This window comes from Klebsiella grimontii (assembly GCF_900200035.1).
In the GTDB taxonomy this organism is placed as follows: Bacteria; Pseudomonadota; Gammaproteobacteria; order Enterobacterales; family Enterobacteriaceae; genus Klebsiella; species Klebsiella grimontii.
In genome coordinates this window covers 35510-53592 of sequence record NZ_FZTC01000026.1, presented here as the reverse complement: position 1 = coordinate 53592, position 18083 = coordinate 35510, and the positions used below count along the sequence as shown (strand labels likewise).

13 protein-coding genes and 2 pseudogenes are annotated in these 18083 nt (G+C 49.0%); 10 read left to right on the top strand and 5 right to left on the bottom strand.

The genetic code is table 11. From position 1 onward, the window contains the following. The first annotated feature begins 20 nt into the window (after window positions 1-20). From KOSB73_RS24375 to KOSB73_RS24350, 5 genes are all read left to right on the top strand, one after another. A complete protein-coding gene (locus KOSB73_RS24375) occupies window positions 21-977 on the top strand; it encodes a DsbA family protein (RefSeq protein WP_009653228.1) in 957 nt (318 codons plus the stop codon). Window positions 978-1036: 59 nt separating this feature from the next. After that, window positions 1037-1555: a hypothetical protein gene (locus KOSB73_RS24370; RefSeq protein WP_009653226.1), complete on the top strand. Its 519-nt coding sequence runs from the start codon at window positions 1037-1039 to the stop codon at window positions 1553-1555. Further along, entirely contained in the window at window positions 1555-2157 is a 603-nt protein-coding gene (locus KOSB73_RS24365; RefSeq protein WP_009653244.1) for an HAD domain-containing protein, read from the top strand. Before KOSB73_RS24370 ends, KOSB73_RS24365 begins: the two co-directional genes overlap by 1 nt. A gap of 241 nt (window positions 2158-2398) precedes the next feature. After that, on the top strand, window positions 2399-4033 hold the full coding sequence (locus KOSB73_RS24360; RefSeq protein ID WP_094645236.1) for a Na+/H+ antiporter: 1635 nt from the start codon (window positions 2399-2401) through the stop codon (window positions 4031-4033). A gap of 1370 nt (window positions 4034-5403) precedes the next feature. Next, on the top strand, window positions 5404-7533 hold the full coding sequence (locus KOSB73_RS24350; protein ID WP_064371188.1) for a hypothetical protein: 2130 nt from the start codon (window positions 5404-5406) through the stop codon (window positions 7531-7533). Here the strand turns inward: KOSB73_RS24350 and KOSB73_RS24345 are convergent. Genes KOSB73_RS24345 through KOSB73_RS24335 form a run of 3 tightly spaced genes read right to left on the bottom strand, consistent with a single transcriptional unit; the run spans window position 7528 to window position 9007 of the window. After that, window positions 7528-8202, bottom strand: a complete 675-nt coding sequence (locus KOSB73_RS24345) for a hypothetical protein (RefSeq protein ID WP_042927826.1) — start codon at window positions 8200-8202, stop codon at window positions 7528-7530. The two genes, KOSB73_RS24350 and KOSB73_RS24345, sit on opposite strands and share 6 nt — an antisense overlap. A 5-nt stretch (window positions 8203-8207) precedes the next feature. Beyond that, window positions 8208-8684, bottom strand: coding sequence for a hypothetical protein (locus KOSB73_RS24340; RefSeq protein WP_071532275.1), 477 nt, complete (start codon window positions 8682-8684; stop codon window positions 8208-8210). Between the two features lie 8 nt (window positions 8685-8692). After that, entirely contained in the window at window positions 8693-9007 is a 315-nt protein-coding gene (locus tag KOSB73_RS24335; RefSeq protein WP_044347926.1) for a hypothetical protein, read from the bottom strand. A gap of 387 nt (window positions 9008-9394) precedes the next feature. On the opposite strand from KOSB73_RS24335, the pseudogene KOSB73_RS24330 reads away from it, so the two are divergent. The 5 genes and pseudogenes from KOSB73_RS24330 to KOSB73_RS24310 all read left to right on the top strand — a co-directional run. Continuing rightward, window positions 9395-9874, top strand: a pseudogene (locus KOSB73_RS24330) (hypothetical protein). 21 nt (window positions 9875-9895) lie between these two features. Continuing rightward, complete coding sequence (locus KOSB73_RS24325) at window positions 9896-10699, top strand: TIGR02391 family protein (RefSeq protein ID WP_032724439.1); 804 nt, start codon at window positions 9896-9898, stop codon at window positions 10697-10699. Window positions 10700-10774: 75 nt separating this feature from the next. Continuing rightward, complete coding sequence (locus tag KOSB73_RS24320) at window positions 10775-11554, top strand: Hachiman antiphage defense system protein HamA (protein ID WP_004118708.1); 780 nt, start codon at window positions 10775-10777, stop codon at window positions 11552-11554. Then, on the top strand, window positions 11538-15071 hold the full coding sequence (locus KOSB73_RS24315; RefSeq protein ID WP_032724440.1) for a DEAD/DEAH box helicase: 3534 nt from the start codon (window positions 11538-11540) through the stop codon (window positions 15069-15071). Before KOSB73_RS24320 ends, KOSB73_RS24315 begins: the two co-directional genes overlap by 17 nt. A gap of 135 nt (window positions 15072-15206) precedes the next feature. After that, window positions 15207-15347, top strand: a pseudogene (locus tag KOSB73_RS24310) (IS3 family transposase); the annotation flags it as partial. A gap of 293 nt (window positions 15348-15640) precedes the next feature. Here the strand turns inward: KOSB73_RS24310 and KOSB73_RS24305 are convergent. Further along, a complete protein-coding gene (locus KOSB73_RS24305) occupies window positions 15641-16663 on the bottom strand; it encodes an IS110 family RNA-guided transposase (RefSeq protein WP_000156887.1) in 1023 nt (340 codons plus the stop codon). Between the two features lie 274 nt (window positions 16664-16937). After that, entirely contained in the window at window positions 16938-18071 is a 1134-nt protein-coding gene (locus KOSB73_RS24300; RefSeq protein WP_004118711.1) for a nickel/cobalt efflux protein RcnA, read from the bottom strand. Window positions 18072-18083: the final 12 nt, after the last annotated feature.

The following is an 18083-nucleotide window of genomic DNA, read 5'->3' as shown; positions in this document are numbered from 1 at the left end:
ATAACGCACAGAGATAAATCATGGAAAATAAACAAAGCTCTAAAAAACGTACTTTGATTAATATTGCCCTGGTGGTTGGTGGCTTTGTAGCCGGTTCGGTGATCTGGGGACCTGGCAGTAACCTGATGAAATCGAATGATCGTACTAATGAGTCTATCAATAAACAGTCTATTGAGCAGACTAATATGATCAATACTTCAGCACTTACAGAGCCTCAGGCGAATCAGCCAGCCGGTTTAGTCCTGACAGAACAGGACAAAGAGTTGATTGGAAAGACGGCGGCTCAATATTTGATCGACCATCCTGAAAACCTGGTTGAAGCAGGTAAACGCCTGGAGTCTAACCGCGATGGGGAGAAAATGTCTAATGTAGTGAATACAAAAGACGTTCTCCTGGAATCAACCTACACACCAAACTACGGTCCGGATAATGCGGATGTAGCCGTAATCGAGTTTTTTGATTACATGTGCCACTTCTGCCAGCAATCCAGCCCGGTTCTTGAGAAGGCCATTAGCGCGAACAAAAATGTGCGAACGTTCTTTAAAGATTTCACTATCTTTGCAGACCGTACTCCGATTTCAGGTATGGGCGCGAAAATTGGTCTTTATATTTTCCGGACATACGGTCAGGATAAATATTATGAGTTTCATAATAAATTAATGAACGAGACCGGAATAGCGCTTCAGGCCAGAAAGGATTACTCACCGAAAAATCTGGCAACGCTGGTTCATGGGCTGGGGTATAAAGATATTCTTGACGAACACGGTAACTTCCTTCTGGCTGCAGAGCTACGTGACCAGCTCCAGAATGTGCTTGATGCGAACATGATGCTGGCTGATAAGCTCAATTATAGTGGTACTCCGGTATTCATCGTCATGAACATTAAGAATCCGCAAAACAAAACGACCACAGTAATGCCTGGTGCTCCCGAACTTTACAGGCTTCAAAAAGCCATAGACCTTGCTGCCGGTAATTAAATTGTAAGGGTTCTGTTTTTGTTATTTTATACATGGCAATAATTTACAGGGTGGTTTTTATGTTCGAACAAAATAATATTTTCTACAGTATGTTACTTTTGATTATTTTCTTATCGTACATGCTTTATAAAAGCATTAAGTCAAAAAAAAGATTGCATAACCGGTATGAGGAAGTCTATAAGGCTTTTCATCTGGCTGATTCAGAGTACAACGGCGGCATGAAAGACGCTTACAGAAACTTATCTTTAAGCAATGCGCATTTGAAGTTTTTGGCAGATTACTTCAACCAGGAGACGGTTAAGTTTGATGGCAGAAGCATAATCTGTGAAAGAGAAGATGACGTTCAGTATGTTTTTTCACTTATGTCGGAAAGTCATTTTTGGTTGAATAAAGCCATGAAAGACATAGATACAGTAGTTAATAATACAGATGTAATCAAAGATATTAAATTATCAGTGCCTCCGTTTTCTTCATTGGGTGGGCTGAAATTAATAGCGGATGAATTTAATCTTGAAAGTAAAGAATTTGATGGATTTTCCACTCTTAAAATCAAGTATGAAGAGCAAAAGGGGGAGTGATGACAGGGGCTTTGTTTTCACTTTCTGCTGGTGGGGCGGTGTTTGCCGCCTCTGTGATTATTCTCATTCTCAGTGCTATGCTATACGACAGTTTAACTAGAAGTCGTGTTAAAAATACACAATTATATGAATTTACAGCTTCGCCTGAAGTAGCAATTGCCACTCATCCAGACGGAGCTGTTCTGCTCTATCTTGATTTTGACGGCGTCCTGCATCGAAGGATGAATGAGTCCTTTGAAAGAATGCCCCTGCTTGAAGAAATTTTAACTCAATGTCCAGAAATCCTCATCGTGGTCTCCAGCAGCTGGAGGGAAACGATGTCTTTAGAGGGGCTAAAGCATCTTTTCCCAGTATCATACCGGAACAGAATCATTGGCGTTACACCTTCACTTCAGAGTGTACCGGATAGTGAATATATCCGGTACAGGGAATGTCTTTCAAATTCCCAACATCTGGGTATCAGTAATTTTATTATTATTGATGATGAGTCGCACCGTTTTCCACCTGGGTGTGAAAATCTGGTGTCAACAAAATATAGAGAGGGGATGACTGACGAAACAGTATCCGAAGTCATCATGAAGTATCGTCAGTATTTCTCCTGAAGGCGCGCGTTTCATATTCTGAATATGATGAAATAAACGCCGATTATGAAACGCAGAAAGTTACACCAGGGGTAAGGAGCTGGCATCAACGGATTACCGGGAAGGTTTAACAGAAAAAACAGCAACACATATTGTCCAGCGATCCCCGTCCCCCCTAGAATAAACACTCTATTAGAGTCACCTGCTGATAAGGATGAACATACATGCCTGAAGAGTTTGCCATGAGAAGAGGAGGGGCAATATGTCGCTGATTACCATTGTTCTTGTATTCATGATAGCGATAGTTGTTACTGTGTTTATATCTCATTTGTTGCCCGTAAAAATTCCATTACCTTTGATCCAGATAGCTGCGGGGGCTGGTCTCGCTGCCGGAGGCTTCCAGGTTGATTTCGATCCGCATATCTTCCTGCTGTTGTTCATTCCCCCTCTGTTGTTTCTGGATGGCTGGCGAATACCAAAGGATGCGTTTTTCAGTGATCTGAAACCCATCCTGTCACTGGCGATTGGACTCGTTCTGGTCACCATTATTGGCATTGGCTGGTTTATTCACTGGCTTATCCCGGCGGTTACGGTGGCCGCCGGATTTGCGCTCGCTGCGATTCTGTCACCAACTGACCCGGTGGCCGTTTCTGCCATGACTGCAAACTCTCCGCTGCCCTCACGAATGGCGCATATCCTCGAAGGCGAATCCCTTCTAAACGATGCATCCGGCCTTGTGGCATTTAATTTTGCGATTGCTGCAGTGCTCACCGGTACCTTCTCCCCGGGAGAGGCGGTGACTAAATTCTTCCTGATGGCCTTCGGTGGCATTCTGAGCGGTCTTGTGGTCGTCTGGGTAACCGGTAAGTGCAATAATTTTCTGGTGAAACGGACACGCGAAGAACCGGCCATTCAGATACTGATTAGCCTTCTTATCCCGTTTGCGGCGTATATTCTCGCTGAGGCATTCCATGTCTCGGGGATCCTGGCTGCCGTAGCCGCAGGCATCGCTATGCACTATGAGCAGCTGTCGGGGCCTCGTTTACCGGCCACACGCATGAAAAGCAGTGCCGTGTGGAATATGCTTCAGACCACGCTAAACGGGATGATTTTCCTGATGCTGGGCGAGCAGTTGCCACGTATGTTACTGACCCTGCCAGATGTGGCACAACAGGCAGGCGCTTCATCCCCGTGGTACTTACTGCTGTATGCTGTGGTTATCACACTAGCCCTTGGCGTGATGCGTTTCATCTGGGTATGGCTGTCCATAACCCTGACGGTATTTCGTCAGAAACGACGGGGTAAGGTCACGACTGCGCGCCCCCGGTTCACTGCGATGGCCGTGATGGCTCTCGCGGGTGTGAAGGGTTCAGTCACTCTGGCGGGGATACTGACGCTTCCGGTCGTACTGGATGACGGGTCACCATTCCCGGGCAGAGAGTTGCTTATCTTTCTCTCAATGGCGGTGATCCTGTTATCACTTATTGTGGCAGCTGTAGGACTTCCCTTCATGACACGCTCTCTCGGAGAGGATTTGCCTCATGACGCCGGTAGCGGCAATATCGGTGCAGCATTGACTGAAGCGGCCATCAACCGACTGAGCGATTTGCTTAGCCAGCCTGTCGATGATCCCGATGAGCAGGCATTACGAGCTGATGCCGGAAATATGCTCCTTGAGACATACCAGCGGCGGCTTCACTACAACTACAGCGATGAACAAACCGACGTCGGACTGGAGTTGATGAAACGCACCAGGCTTGAGAAGTTTATGCAACGTGAGGCTATTATCGCGCAACGTAATGAGCTTTTCCGTATGCGAAAGGCCCGTACCATCAGCGATACCGAATTCCATCAGACGCTCAGGGCGATCGACCTCAAAGAAGAGAGTCTTCATTAACAGGTGTCCGTATCAGTCCTCTCTGTTCAGCGATGAGTGGGGAGGCTGAAGGCTTTGTTAATTCAACACTCATTATCAATTATTGTGCCTGGGGAATTATTCATGTCTGAAAATATTGTTTTATACCACTGTAACCATTGTTCGGGATCCGGGACATGTAGCAATGGAGCCAACGGGAATTCATGTGTGGTATGCGTAAAAAGAAGGCAAGGTATGGGAGAGATACCACGTTACTGGGGCTTCCAGCGAAAAAGGTATCTTGAATCATTCACCGGGCTGGCATGCGGTTGTTGTGGGGGGATCGGTAAGGCTGAAATCATGACCGCAAGAATAAATGGACGAATAACTTCGGTATTAGGGATCATAATGCCATTCTTTCTAATACTCCTGACATTTTTGTCCTCGGCCTCTGGAAATACAAGGCTGTTTGATGTTTTTTCAACACTGGCTTGTTCCGTCACCGGCACAGTTATTGGGTATTACTTCTCATCGAGTAAAAACAGTTCGTAATGGTGTTAATGGGTCAGGTGGTTCAGATACTGGGAGTTACGGAGAAAAGTTACTTTCAATGCTTGTTTCCGAGTGAAGAAGTATGGGGGGATTAAAGCGCTTTCCGGCGCCGGGGCTTCAGTCCGGGTTCTGACAGTTGCGGGACAATGGCCTAGTTTCGCAGGCTGGTTAGTCACTCGAATGCCCCGTAAGATAAAAATTTTAAAGCGAGTGAAGCAGGAGAATGTTTTATCCCGGGGCTGAGACAGTTTGTTAGCCCGCCTTGCTGATAAGTACAAATATTTAATTTTACAGAAGAGTTTTCCTGATACGAACTTCCTGGATGAAAAGGGTAATAGAAGCCACAATGATAATGGAAAAAAATACGATTTTAGGAATATCGTAATTGAACACGGTGGTGAACTTATCATTGTTATATAGATGGTTGTTCCTGTAAGAGAACGTTTCGTAGATATTCCCCCAAATTTCGAGGGCAGATCCGACAGATAAAACAATAAATAAAAATGAGCAGTTAACTCTTATGCTTTTTCGTTTCCTTCTTCTGTTGAAAAATAAGGCAGTAATAATTACCGGTACAGCAAAGGCGATTAAGTCCTTGAAGCTGAAAGTTGATAAAATTTCCATATCTGAAATCCTTTAATGTACTCCTGGAAAAGTAGGGCGGTTTTCGATCGTCACATCACAAAAACAGACCACGAAACCGCAAAGGTCAAAGTTCTCGCTAGGAGTACTACTGCTACCCATATACCGTTATACCTCTTTACGGCATATCGTCAACCCGCGTACTGTAGACTTATTGAGAATTTGCAGACCACCACGGCGAAGGTCGTCGGTGCCAGCTACGGGGAAAGGGGATCATCTTGTTCGTAAATATTGACTTCGACAATAAATCGGCAGTTGCCAGTATTTCGTTAGAAGGTTGGGCTCAGCCGCTTGTCGAATTCCTCGCACGGTATTTTACCATCCATAAAGACATGCTTCATCTGGACTACTCCCACCTATCAACTGAGAACTCTGGTGTTAGGGTTACGCATTGGCTATATGGTTCGCAAACTGAGCGTGAGCACTTTATTTACGAATTCGAGAACGCGGCACAGCACGGGCAGATAGCGCTGACCTTAAAAATTCTCGGACACGGACCCACGGGGATCGAGAAGTCGCGCTCTATCTTGGACCAAACTTCTTACCGGTGCGCCCAGGAGACCTTCAGTGATTGCATACTAAATGGCGATCCCTCGGCGTTACGCGAAACCATTGTAGCGAAAATCGAGCCGCGTGCTATTTGGGTTGAATGGTTGCTCGAAAACCGTTCATGTTCTCGGAATAAATATTTGGCCGATCATCAGATCATGAAGGCGTTGGTGGTCAATACTTCCGAGGAAGATTGCATCTATGTTCTTCAACTTGTCGCCCCTACTCACGGAGGGAATAATTGGGCTTTCGATCAACTGATCCTGCAGCATTGGCAGTGTGTATGTGACTACCTGGAAAAAAATATTGACAGGTCGTCGGACTATTCAAGCAACAGAAGGCCTGAGTTCGTCTTAACTCTATTTGAGAATTCGTCGAAGGTGCAGACGTCCCGGTGGGTCTGTGAACAGGTTTTTGAACGAGCCGCTCCGGCAGTCTTTCCTGAGCTAATCGAACATTGCTGTGCGATCTTGCCGGAGGATGTACGTAATTTGTTCCTGCGCTGGAACATCCATTCGAAGAAAGAGAAGTATGACTATATCAAGGGGTGCGTTGCCAAAGCCTTCTCGAGGCTTGCTACATTGTACGTGGACACCATACCCTCGGACCTCGCGCTTGCTGCGGCCTGGCACAAGTTTGGAGACCCAGCGCGATCTAGCCAGCAAAGCGTCGCTGCCAGCCTCAAAGAATTGCCATCTCGGTCGTGGGACCGAGAATCGCTGTGGACACAACTAGGCCCGGCCGCCCGCGAGGCCTGGCGACAGGATCTGTTCGAACAGGTGAATGAGGATCCAGAATTAGCCCAGGGGCTCCTCAATTTTGCTTGCCTTTGGCTCGAGCAGACGGCATTCGCCGAAGTTGAGCCAGTGCTTTTGCGATTGATGGATGACGAGGAACATCTGGCGTTTGCGAATCGGCTTGTCAGCACTGATGTAAGGCAACTGCAACTGAGGTGCAAGGGACTACTGCGGTCCAAGCAGGGTGCACTGGACCTAGAGGGGCCGGTAGGACGAGGCGAGGGAGTCACAGAGTTGCCTAGCGTAGGAGCCCAAACTTGGCTGAGCGATCCTTCTGTGGAGCAAGTCATCTATAGGGCGCTTAGCCAGATTGAGGAAGAATTTTGTCGCGAATATTCGGAGACCTGGGGAGAGGACGAGGAGGCCCATACGGCGCGCCTCCTGACTCTGACGATGGAGGCGATCGGCAATGTGAGCAACCAGTTGCGCCAACTCTCAATTACGACGCGGGGGAGGTATCCGAGCTTAACAGTGAAGGTGCGTCAACCCAGCAAGCGGGAGGAAGGGGCGAATACACCAGCCGGTGCTCCGCTGGGGGCAGACGTGCTGTTCCTGAGCCGTATCGTGGAAAAGGGGGAAACAGTTATTCAGCGTGCGACCCTTATGCAGGTAAAAAAGCGCAGAGGCACTGATTCGGGACGGGGGTTCAGTTCGAGGGTAGGCATCAACCTGAAGCAGTGCGAGGACATACTCAAGCAGTCAGAACACGCCTACTATCTGTTCGCGACTCCGGCCTCGCCTCGCCCGGTTCTCTGGGTTGCCCCAGCGCGGCTCGTTAGGAATTTGACTCAGTTGCACACGAGCAAAACCTCGGTTTCGGCGTTGCAGGTGCGGGACGCCAGCTGCTCCTACGCGGATTTTTTTCTGCACGAGCTTATTGGCCTGTGGGCTGGCGACGAGCATGAGGACATCATCGCCGTCGCCAATGGCGATCCTCGGCTTGGGCGAACACCTCGCCACATTGTTGATATCGAGGTTCGCCGCCAATCTGATCAATCATAGTGTGTCTGGCATGATCCCCATATCATGGATCAGCATGCCAGCATGCTTTATGTTCAGAGTCGTCATGTTCGAATTAAGGTCTTTCATCATCAGGATTCCACCGTATCGCACATACTCCCTTAATCTGCCGTTGTAGGAAGCGCTGGAAGCGATTTTAAGCTGTTCTCTTGGACAGGTGAGATAAGCCATTCCTTTAAGAAGATCGTCCTCTACAGCGTTCAGATAGACGGGAGAGGCGGCGATGACAAAGCTATCATGCCGGTACAAACTTAACAGCTCCGCAAGAGAAGTTACTTTTCCCGGCAGAACAGGGTCGGAGGTCAGCATTCCCCAGATGCTGGCGCTCTTTTTTCCAGGCTGAGAAAACGTCGCTTCATAAGGGATTGCGGGGTCAGAACTGTGCCGCAGGCCCAGACCTGCAGAAATAACCCAGAGGCAGATACGAGAATGTGAGGCTGCAATAGACTTAGCCGTATTCCAGTGAGCGCCACGGTATATATTTTGGGTTTCAGTAATTTCATCTTTACCCGAAGTGTATCTGGACTGCACAAGACATTTCCATTGCTGGTACGCATTCCATATATCCGGAATATTGTAGGGAAATACAGTATCCAGAACCGGGCCGTTTTTACTTTTCGCACATGTAGTAATGAGATGTATTTTCGACATATTTATCAAGGATTTTTTACACAGGTTAAGTCACTTAAATTTACTGAATGTGCAAGAGCGGTAAGTTCAGTATGGTTAATTTTTCCGTAAAAATCATCACTCATAAAGTTCAATAAATTAAAGTCAAGCTCTGCTGGTGGGCAAAGGGTACCAGAAGCGTATTGATACTCAAGCCCTCGAACATGGAATATCCCGTGAGGGGCATCCTCTGCTAGTTTTTCACCGGAATAATACCCAACCCACATCCTGAGTCGGTAATCCAGAGTAAATTCGCCTATCTGAATCCAGAAGTGTGGATATAACTCAAAGTTTGTTTTTGGGTTTTTAACTACCCCGCACATTCGTTGATGAGAAATGCCTGCATGATTTAGAGCACTGCTTATCATTAATGTATGACCATCGCACTCAACGGGTGCATTCTCAATAGCCTGTAAGAGATTATTTAACATTACAAGGCAATCGGGCATAAGGATATTGGTCATATAAATACCTATTCCGAAATTTCTAAAAGGAATTCATTAAAGAGATTATCATCGTACAGTGGGTATAATTGCTTCATCATACCAAAACCGGAGATAGCTGCACTTCGCAAGCCGGGATAAAAAGTAGGCTTAGTGATAAGATCGCTTTCATTCTTCAGCACACCTTCGAAGCAGCCATAATCTTCCCCAAACTCCTGAACTATCATCCACCGGCCATCCTTGCATTCAACTACCATAATAGCAGATTTGGGGTAGTCGCCAGCAGGGGTCAACCAATCAAAATGGTAGTGGGTGATAGTTTGATAACTCTTATGGACATTCATAGCATTAACCCTGAAGCAAGACTTACAAAGTGAGAGGGTAGCGTCTGAAATAGTACCTGTATATATATACAGTTCGCATTTAACTATTCTGGGTTTGAGGGAAATACATAATTAAATTTATAATCAAAAAGTTCGCAACCCACTGTAATAAAATAATTTTTTCTCATAGAGCAATCAAAGCATGCACTTATGAACTAAGTTTTGGTTCATAACTGTGCAAGTAGCCGAACACAAATCATACGAATTTTCTACCATTGGTTCATGAACTTGTTTTTCTGATTTTGTGATGAGCATCAGGTTTTAGTATTCAGTTATTATACCTTTTAGTTGGTAACCGAATGTGTACTGAAAAATCCAATAAAATTCCTTAAGTATGCGAGCGTGATAATGGCACTGACCCCGGATCCAATACGCTACCTCTATCAATATGAACCAGGCGAACCTGTGTCACATGCATTGTCCGAGCTACGATTTAATGATCATGGTCTACTCAGTATTGATGCTAACGAACGGTCCATTACCTTTCGCTTTGCGATGTACCTCCAGCTATCTTTCCCCGGTTGGAATGTAGATTGCGAATATAACCGGGATGGTGTAGAACCTAAACGGCTCAGACATTTGGAGCTTTATCCAGACAGCGAAGACGTTGAAGCAAAGACAGTATTTCCTGATGTGATCGTGCATCGGCGAGGTACACAACAGAATCATCTGGTCTTAAAATTCAAAAAATCAACGAGTCGCGTAGATAGACGAATCGATCTACTGAAACTTCAAGGTTATAAGTAGCAGCTTGGCTACGAGCACGCTTTGTTTGTGGAGGTCGGTACTGAAGGACAATCGATTATCACGGCGCTCGAGTGGGTCTGAAAGGTGATAAAAAGATAATTTATGATACGTATTCCATTATTCAACTCTCAGCACCTTGAGGCCGCCTGTCGCGTTCTTGCTGATACCGAACGTGGCTTGAGTGGGTCGCAGATCGAGCGACTTCTACAAGAAATCAAAGTTGCCGACACATCGCCAAGCATGACAAAATGGAAACGGCTGTATAATGCGCTCGTAGGTGCGCAGAACCAATATCAGGTCGGCAACCATCTCATCATGTTCATTAACCGTGCGATGAACCCGGTAAATTACGCTCGTGATCCAGCAGTATTTACCTGGAGGCGTGATGAACTCAATGTTGTCCTAGCTTTTTCCGGCTTTTATGTCCGTGAAGATGGTAAGGTCACGAACGCCACTAAAGCAACAACACTCGATTCTGCCCGAGCCCGCGCCGGGCGACTTAAGGCTGCACTCGAAAGCCGTGCTGTGCATGCAGAAGTTTTGAACTATTGTCGTGCAGAACTTCTGGACGAAAACTATTTTCATGCCGTCTTCGAGGCGACGAAAGGGGTTGCGGAACGTATTCGTCACTTGTCTGGGTTGAGCGGCGATGGTGCCGACTTGGTGAACAAGGCATTTACCGGACAACAACCAGTTCTGTCCTTGGGACCGCTCTCTACCGACTCAGAAAAGAGCGAACAAAAAGGTTTTGCGAATTTACTCATTGGTCTATTCGGCGCTGTGCGCAATCCACTAGCCCATTCGCCTAAGAAGAATTGGCCCATGTCTGAACTGGATGCGCTGGACATCCTTACGTTGGTTTCGCTTATTCATCGCAAGCTGGATGGCACACAGAAAAAAAGGTAGCGAGGAGATTCCCTTACTTAACGCTATCCTCAAAAAGACAAGACTCGAAGTTGTTTGCGAATTAAGGAGTAGGGTATGGTCCCGTTCTATGATTGGTGCGACTCGGCCGACATGCCATTAGGTAATCACCACGTTCGTGTCATGACGGGCCGACTAGGAGATATTGCGACTGGCATTCAGATGACAGCTAGGGCTATCCCCGCCCACTACACTACAGAGGCGCGGATTGCGACCGCTCTTGCGAAGTTGGGTAAGACAGCGGCTGCTCATATGCTCAGCGATCTCCTTCCGCAAACGGCGCAAATTAGATCGGGTGACCTTGGCGAGATCTATGCTACAGAATGGATCGAAGCGTACAGCGGTTATCGCGCGCCTATCAAACGACTGCGCTGGAAGGATCATAGGAATATGGCAATGCGCGGCGATGATGTCATCGGTATGCTTCTCGACGCTGAAACACAGCGACTCAGCTTCCTGAAAACAGAAGCTAAAAGCCGTATTAACTTGCGCGCTCAAACGCTTGATGAGGCTCGGAGCGGCTTAGATAAGGATAACGGCCTTCCCTCGTCGCATGCATTATCTTTTATCTCGGCCAGACTTATGGAGATAGGCACCAATGCACCGCTCGTAGACGCAATCGACGAAGCGCTCTACCGGCACGGTATCCCGCCCGAGAGTGTTAAACATCTACTCTTCACGTTTTCAGGTAACCCCCCACAGGCGCTACTAACGCAGGCGCTACAGGCTTATCCTGGTCCGATTGGCCAATGGGGTGTCGGTTTGCACATCGACAACCATGCTGCTTTTGTCGGAGCTGTCTACGATCGAGTAATTGCAGATGCCAACAACCCCTGATGCTATCATTGCTGCTATAACTGACGCGGCGACGGTCGGCTTTCGCGGCAGGCTCATTGCACGAGGTCAGGCACGTGCAATGATCTGGCGTAACGGTGTTCTTCCTCCTGGTGCGCCGGATTTCTCGGCTCAACTCAGCTTCGATCTTCACAGTTACGCGTATGGTTTGCTTGGACTAGGTCTGCGCCTTTTAGAGTCAGATGGCGACCCGAATCAAGCACGGATCGCATTCGAACAGGCGGCGACAGCGCTTGAGTCGGTCATGGCCAACGGCAATCGCGAAGAAGCTGATCGCGATTTCCATTTCCTCCTTGCTGCTGCCAGTTATCACCTCGCGCACCTTTCTGCCCGGGCATATTCCCTCCTCGCAATTGTGGCCGATGAAGCAAATTTCTCGCCGATCGAGCATGCGCTCACTCTGTTGATACGCCGAGATATCAATTCGCTGCGTACACGCGTATATACCTTTCGTCTCGATGGTCGTGGATCTGATGCGACCATTACGACATTCTTACAGCAGCACCTCACCGAGTCCATCGTTGCCGATGCGGCGGAACGAGATGGAAAGGACTTTCTTTTCGAAGGCCTGAATCTCGCACTGACAGATGTTTTCTTCGGTGCCTTTTCGATGTTCCTGCTCGCCCTAGATCGCGGTGAATATACTCTTCTCGAAAGAGCGATCGCCCAGCTTCGTGAAAACCTCGATATCTGCGGGGAGCTGAACCTTATACCGCAATGGTGGGTGCACCGGATTGCTATCCATCTGCTTAACGATTTCTGGTCGAACACCTTCCACGAAAAAGTTCCGCTGCTTCCCGCTGGCGGCGTTGCCCCTTCGTGGCCTGTCCTTCGTGAACTCTTCATTGGCTTGCTCGCTCGACGCCCAAGGGCAGAGGTCGATTTGTGGCCGTCGCAGATTGAAGCGGCATCGCGAGCTGTCAACCAGACTGACAACCTCGTTGTTTCGTTGCCGACCAGCGCAGGTAAGACCCGCATCGCTGAATTGTCTATTCTGAGATGTTTAGCCGGTGGGCGGCGTGCCATTGTCGTAACCCCGCTTCGCGCTCTATCAGCGCAAACCGAAGCCACACTTCAGCGTACCTTCGGGCCTCTCGGCAAGACCATTTCTGCCCTTTATGGCAGCATCGGGGTGTCCGGCTTCGACGAAGATGCCATCCGCGGGCGTGATATTGTTGTCGCAACCCCAGAGAAGCTCGATTTCGCCTTGAGGAACGATCCGTCACTGCTCGACGATGTGGGCTTGCTCGTTTTCGATGAGGGCCATATGATTGGTTCAGGTGAGCGCGAAGTTCGTTACGAGGTTCAGATTCAGCGCCTCTTACGTCGTCAGGACGCAGATCAACGCCGCATAGTCTGTCTATCGGCAATTCTTCCGGACGGAGATCAAATGGAAGACTTCTCGGCGTGGCTACGGCGCGATCAACCGGGAGGTCCCATTAAGAACGATTGGCGCCCGACGCGTTTGCGGTTCGGCGAGGTCACTTGGAATTCACCGACAGCGCGCCTAAATCTTCGCGTTGGTGAGGAAAGGCCATTTGTGCCCAGATTTCTCACTGGTGCGGCACCGCCGCTGTTCGTACCACCGAAGAAGCGTCGCAACCGACTCTTTCCGGACAATCAGCAGGAGTTGAGCCTTGCAACTGCATGGCGTCTAGTCAGAGATGGTCAGACAGTGTTGATCTATTGCCCAGAGCGCCGCAGCGTCGAACCATTTGCCAAGGTCATCGTTGACTTACACTCGCGCGGTGCACTCGAGTCTTTGCTAACAGTCGAATTGACCACTTTGCAGATCGCTATTGCACTCGGTGAGGAATGGCTTGGGACAGACAGCTATATTCTGAAATGCCTTCGGCTTGGTGTGGCTCTTCACCATGGTGCCTTGCCGACAGCTTATCGCAAGGAAATCGAGCGCCTTCTGCGAGAAGGTATACTCAAGGTCACGATCTCATCGCCGACTCTGGCGCAGGGACTCAATCTCTCGGCGACAGCGGTTGTCATGCACTCGCTCTACCGGCACGGTGAATTGATCAAGGTTTCGGAATTCAAGAATGTCATCGGCCGCGCAGGCCGTGCTTATATTGATGTAGAAGGCCTTGTTCTCTATCCCATCTTTGAAGATGTGAATAACAGGAAGCACAACAAATGGGTCAATCTGATAGAAGACCACGGTGCTCGTGAGATGGAAAGCGGGCTCATCCAGCTCATCTTCTCGCTGCTGAGCCGCATGCACTCCCGCATTGGCGGTAATCTCGACCGTTTGATCGACTATGTTATCAATAATGCTGCTGCATGGGTCTTCCCAGAGGTTGCCGGTGAAAAGGTTGATGAGCGAGAGCAGGCGCTGAAAGAGTGGGATCGCCATATGGCGACACTAGATACCGCCATTCTCAGTCTCATTGGTGAGGCCGATGTACCCGATGATCAGATCGAGACCGCTCTCGATAATATTCTCCAATCTTCACTCTGGCAACGCCGCCTGCTGCGTGTTAACGACGAATCACGGGCTGCCTATCGCACCGCGCTGTTTACTCGGAGCCGTTATATCTGGGCGAATTCGACTGCCGTCACACGGCGTGGCTATTTTCTGGCTGGGCTTGGCCTTGAAGCTGGACATGCACTGGATGCAATTGCACCGGAGGCGAACAATCTTCTCATGCAAGCTAATGCAGCCTTGGTTGTATCAGATCATGAGGCTGCAATCACTGCGATCACAGAAATCGCCGAACGCGTGTTCACCTTTTATCCGTTTGAACCAGACACACTCCCGGCGAATTGGCGTGAAATCCTCAGAGGTTGGCTGCTTGGGCATCCGTTGGCAATGATGATCGCCGGAGAGGAGGTAGATGCATTGCAATTTATTGAGGGCGGTCTGGGCTACCGTCTTCCTTGGGCTATGGAGGCGTTGCGGGTACGTGCCGCCGCCAACGGTGATACCGTTGGCATGCCTGCACTAGCGTTGGAAGACTATGAACTCGGCCTTGCTGTTCCAGCTGTCGAAACGGGGACGATGAACCGCTCAGCCTCAATACTGATCCAGGCGGGTTTTAATTCACGACTGGCGGCCATCAAGGCCGTCACCGATACGGCTGCTAACTTCACGAACGGGGCGGAATTGCACGATTGGTTGCGTTCACCTGGTCTCGCTGTCTATTCGGCACAACCAAACTGGCCAACGGTCGAAGCTAGGACTATATGGCTCGAATTCATCCAGGAATTTGCTCCGTCAGACAACCTTTCTTGGGCGCGGCGAGATTATCTTGGAAACGTCAATTGGTTCGATGTTCCGGCGCTCCCCGGAACTCCAGTCGGTCTCTTTCATTGGAACGGACAACCGCTAGTGCTTGCACCAGATGGGCACGCGATTGGTCTGCTACAACACCCTCTTAACCTTAATCGGCGAGGTCTTGTGCGAGCGACGGTCGCTATGAATAACGGCCAGATCAATCTGAGCTATCTCGGCCCTGATGATTTGTGGGTAGTGGCGAAGCCACATTAAGATACACTGCTATAAAGGAATTAGCTGGGGATCCCAGTGGTAGATCACGGTTTTCACTATAGGTTTCAAACACGATAGGATTTAAACTTTAAACCACTCCACCCATAACCGCGCTATCTTGCCATTTTTCACGAGAGCCGACGTTGCAACTGCTGGGATAATGCGGTGGCCGAATCGTACTTCAGTTCGCTGAAAAAAGTACGGATCAGGAAACGCATCTATATAATCCAGTATATGGCCCGGGCGGATATCTTCGATTACATTGAAGTGTTCTACACGGGGTGAGTTTGGATATCGAAAATTATTGTACTATAAGGACTTCCCCGGCATGTCAAAGCCGGTATTTATGGTTTCTGTCTGCTCTTCAGTAAAAATAAAGGGGAGAGACTGCGGTACTATAAACGGCCATGATGAATCGTCATCGATTCGGGCCCTGATGAAAGACGCGCGTGAGGTTCTTGTTCGTTAAGCGGATACGTATATCCTGTACAATAGCCAGATAGGCCTCACGGGGTCTAACCCTTTATCATCAACGAATTGCAGGTCAGATGGTTATACAGCTTCGAGCTTTAGTTGACTGAGTACAGCCGGAAATCATCACCGTAATGTAGTGATGCCCAACACAGCCGCGCATTTTTGGCGGCGATGGCCACAACAGCCCGCCAGTACCCTCTGCGCTCAACCAACATACAAACCCAACGGCTGAATGAGTCAGTCCTTTTCCCGGCGCCAATAAGCACTGAACGAGCCCCCTGAACCAGAAGCGTTCGCAGATACGAATCACCGGCTTTTGTGATCCTGCCGAGTTTCGACTTTCCCCCGCTGCTGTATTGTGATGGCGTCAGCCCCAGCCAGGCTGCCAGTTGACGTCCATTTTTAAAATCATGTGCATTACCGATACTGGCGACCAGTGCACAGGCCGTTGTGGGACCAACGCCCTTTAGCTCCATCAGCCGCTGACTGCGATGATCTGTTTTGGCTATGTGGGACAAAATTCGGTCATATTCAGTGATGTTAGCTTCAATGCGATCAACGTGTTCCATCAAATCATCAACACATTGCTGAACCTGAAGCGGTAAAGAGCTCTTCTGCACAGAAACCATGTGGCGCAGGGCATCAGCACTTTGTGGCGCGATGACACCGAATTCAGATATCAATCCTCGCAGACGATTATACGTTGCTGTTTTCTCTTCGATAAAACCCTGACGGGTACGATGTAAACACTGCATGGCCTGCTGGCTTTCGTCTTTCACTGGTACGAACCGCATATGCGGACGACGAACAGCTTCACAGATAGCCTGAGCATCAGCTGCATCATTTTTTCCTGATTTTCCGGCCATACGATAAGGCGATACAAACTTAGCAGCCATCAGACGTGGCTCATGACCATACTGCCGAAACAATCTTGCCCAGTAGTGAGCCCCGGAGCATGCTTCCATCCCGATAACACAGGGAGGCAAACTTGCAATTAACTCAGGAAGTGCAGCACGCGATACTTTAGGCTTAACCAGAACAGTTCTACCATTTTGATCAACACCGTGAACAGCAAACACATTTTTAGCAAGATCGATACCGACAGTCGTGATAGTCATAACGAATTCCTCCGGGACGATGTGTATCCCATGATTGCACAAGAGTTAATCAGGCGCATAATCAGGGGAAGTCCCTTCCATTCGTTAAGGTATTTTTTGTACTCTAGGGCTACGGTAAGGGAGATTGACCACGTTGACAGGCAACTTTGAGCATGAAGCGGTCATACACTCCATAACGGCTGTCGGGAACCAGAAATTCTAAAAAATATTCGACCTGAACCTTTAATGTTCAGGTCGAATTACAAAGTTTTCAGAGAAAGAGGGTTTTAACACATTATTGAATAATGCCTGTCATGCCGTGATAGCCCATATATATCCCCACAAGAGCTATCAGCACGCTTGAGAAGTACGGAGCACGACGCGCCAGCGTATCAAATCCGCTCCAGCGTTTGGTTGCCTGGCGAACGCTGAACGCCGCAGCCGCGCCCACCGAAACCAGCGTAATGGCTAAGCCAATACTGAAGCACAGCACCAGGGCAGCACCAAGCGTAAACTCTTTCACCTGAATGCAGAGCAGCAAAACGGTAATGGCTGCCGGGCAAGGGATTAACCCGCCGGTCAGGCCAAACAGGACTATCTGCCCGGTTGTGACCTTACGATTGGCAAAACGCTTTTTGATATCGTTCGCGTGCGCCTTTTCGTGCGCATCCTGATATTCCTGAGAATTCACGTCCAGACCTTCCAGAGCCGAGTGGTCATGGTCGTGATCGTGGTCGTGCTCACGGAACGCTACGTCATAGTCATGCACATGGCCGCGATGACCCAGGGTTAAGCGGACATCGAAGCTGTGCGGTTCCGGGATCGGCTGGGTGGATTCCATAAAACCGTCTTTTTCAACAAAGTCGAACACCTGTGAAAAAGTACCCGGGCCACGGTTGGTCACCAGCGAAATATCCCGCGCTTCCCATTTTTTGCCGCTGAGCGTGTGTAAACGCCAGTGAGGCAGCTGGCCTTCCTCAAAGATTGAGAGTTCAACGCTGCCGTGACCGGTATCGATGACGCGTGTTTCATCGTGATGGTGGCCGTGGGAATGCTCCTGTTCCTGCTCCATCTTCCACAACTTTTCGCCGCGCCAGGTGCGCCAGAACATCCATGCGGCAGTGGCGATAATAATGACCGCAGAAATCAACTGGAACCAGGGCTCTGCAGATTCAGCGGTAAACTTGCGGCTGATATACATTCCACCCAGAGCAATCAACCAGACAACCGAAGTGTGGGAAAGGGTGGCAGCAAGCCCCAGCAGAACAGCCTGCTTAACGGTTCCCCGGACAGCCACGATAAAAGCGGCCATCATCGTTTTGGAATGACCCGGTTCGAGCCCGTGGAGCGCACCCAGTAAAATAGCGCTGGGAATAAACAGCCAGGCGTTAGCCACGCCTTGCTGCAACAGAGCGGAAAAATCAGTCATGTTTCACTTGCC

What these genes read in the sequence shown, in the direction of transcription:
- KOSB73_RS24375 (WP_009653228.1), top strand. Translation starts at nt 21, where the DNA reads ATGGAAAATAAACAAAGCTCTAAAAAACGTACTTTGATTAATATTGCC.
- KOSB73_RS24370 (WP_009653226.1), top strand. Translation starts at nt 1,037, where the DNA reads ATGTTCGAACAAAATAATATTTTCTACAGTATGTTACTTTTGATTATT.
- KOSB73_RS24365 (WP_009653244.1), top strand. Translation starts at nt 1,555, where the DNA reads ATGACAGGGGCTTTGTTTTCACTTTCTGCTGGTGGGGCGGTGTTTGCC.
- KOSB73_RS24360 (WP_094645236.1), top strand. Translation starts at nt 2,399, where the DNA reads ATGTCGCTGATTACCATTGTTCTTGTATTCATGATAGCGATAGTTGTT.
- KOSB73_RS24345 (WP_042927826.1), bottom strand. Translation starts at nt 8,202, where the DNA reads ATGTCGAAAATACATCTCATTACTACATGTGCGAAAAGTAAAAACGGC.
- KOSB73_RS24340 (WP_071532275.1), bottom strand. Translation starts at nt 8,684, where the DNA reads ATGACCAATATCCTTATGCCCGATTGCCTTGTAATGTTAAATAATCTC.
- KOSB73_RS24335 (WP_044347926.1), bottom strand. Translation starts at nt 9,007, where the DNA reads ATGAATGTCCATAAGAGTTATCAAACTATCACCCACTACCATTTTGAT.
- KOSB73_RS24325 (WP_032724439.1), top strand. Translation starts at nt 9,896, where the DNA reads ATGATACGTATTCCATTATTCAACTCTCAGCACCTTGAGGCCGCCTGT.
- KOSB73_RS24320 (WP_004118708.1), top strand. Translation starts at nt 10,775, where the DNA reads ATGGTCCCGTTCTATGATTGGTGCGACTCGGCCGACATGCCATTAGGT.
- KOSB73_RS24315 (WP_032724440.1), top strand. Translation starts at nt 11,538, where the DNA reads ATGCCAACAACCCCTGATGCTATCATTGCTGCTATAACTGACGCGGCG.
- KOSB73_RS24305 (WP_000156887.1), bottom strand. Translation starts at nt 16,663, where the DNA reads ATGACTATCACGACTGTCGGTATCGATCTTGCTAAAAATGTGTTTGCT.
- KOSB73_RS24300 (WP_004118711.1), bottom strand. Translation starts at nt 18,071, where the DNA reads ATGACTGATTTTTCCGCTCTGTTGCAGCAAGGCGTGGCTAACGCCTGG.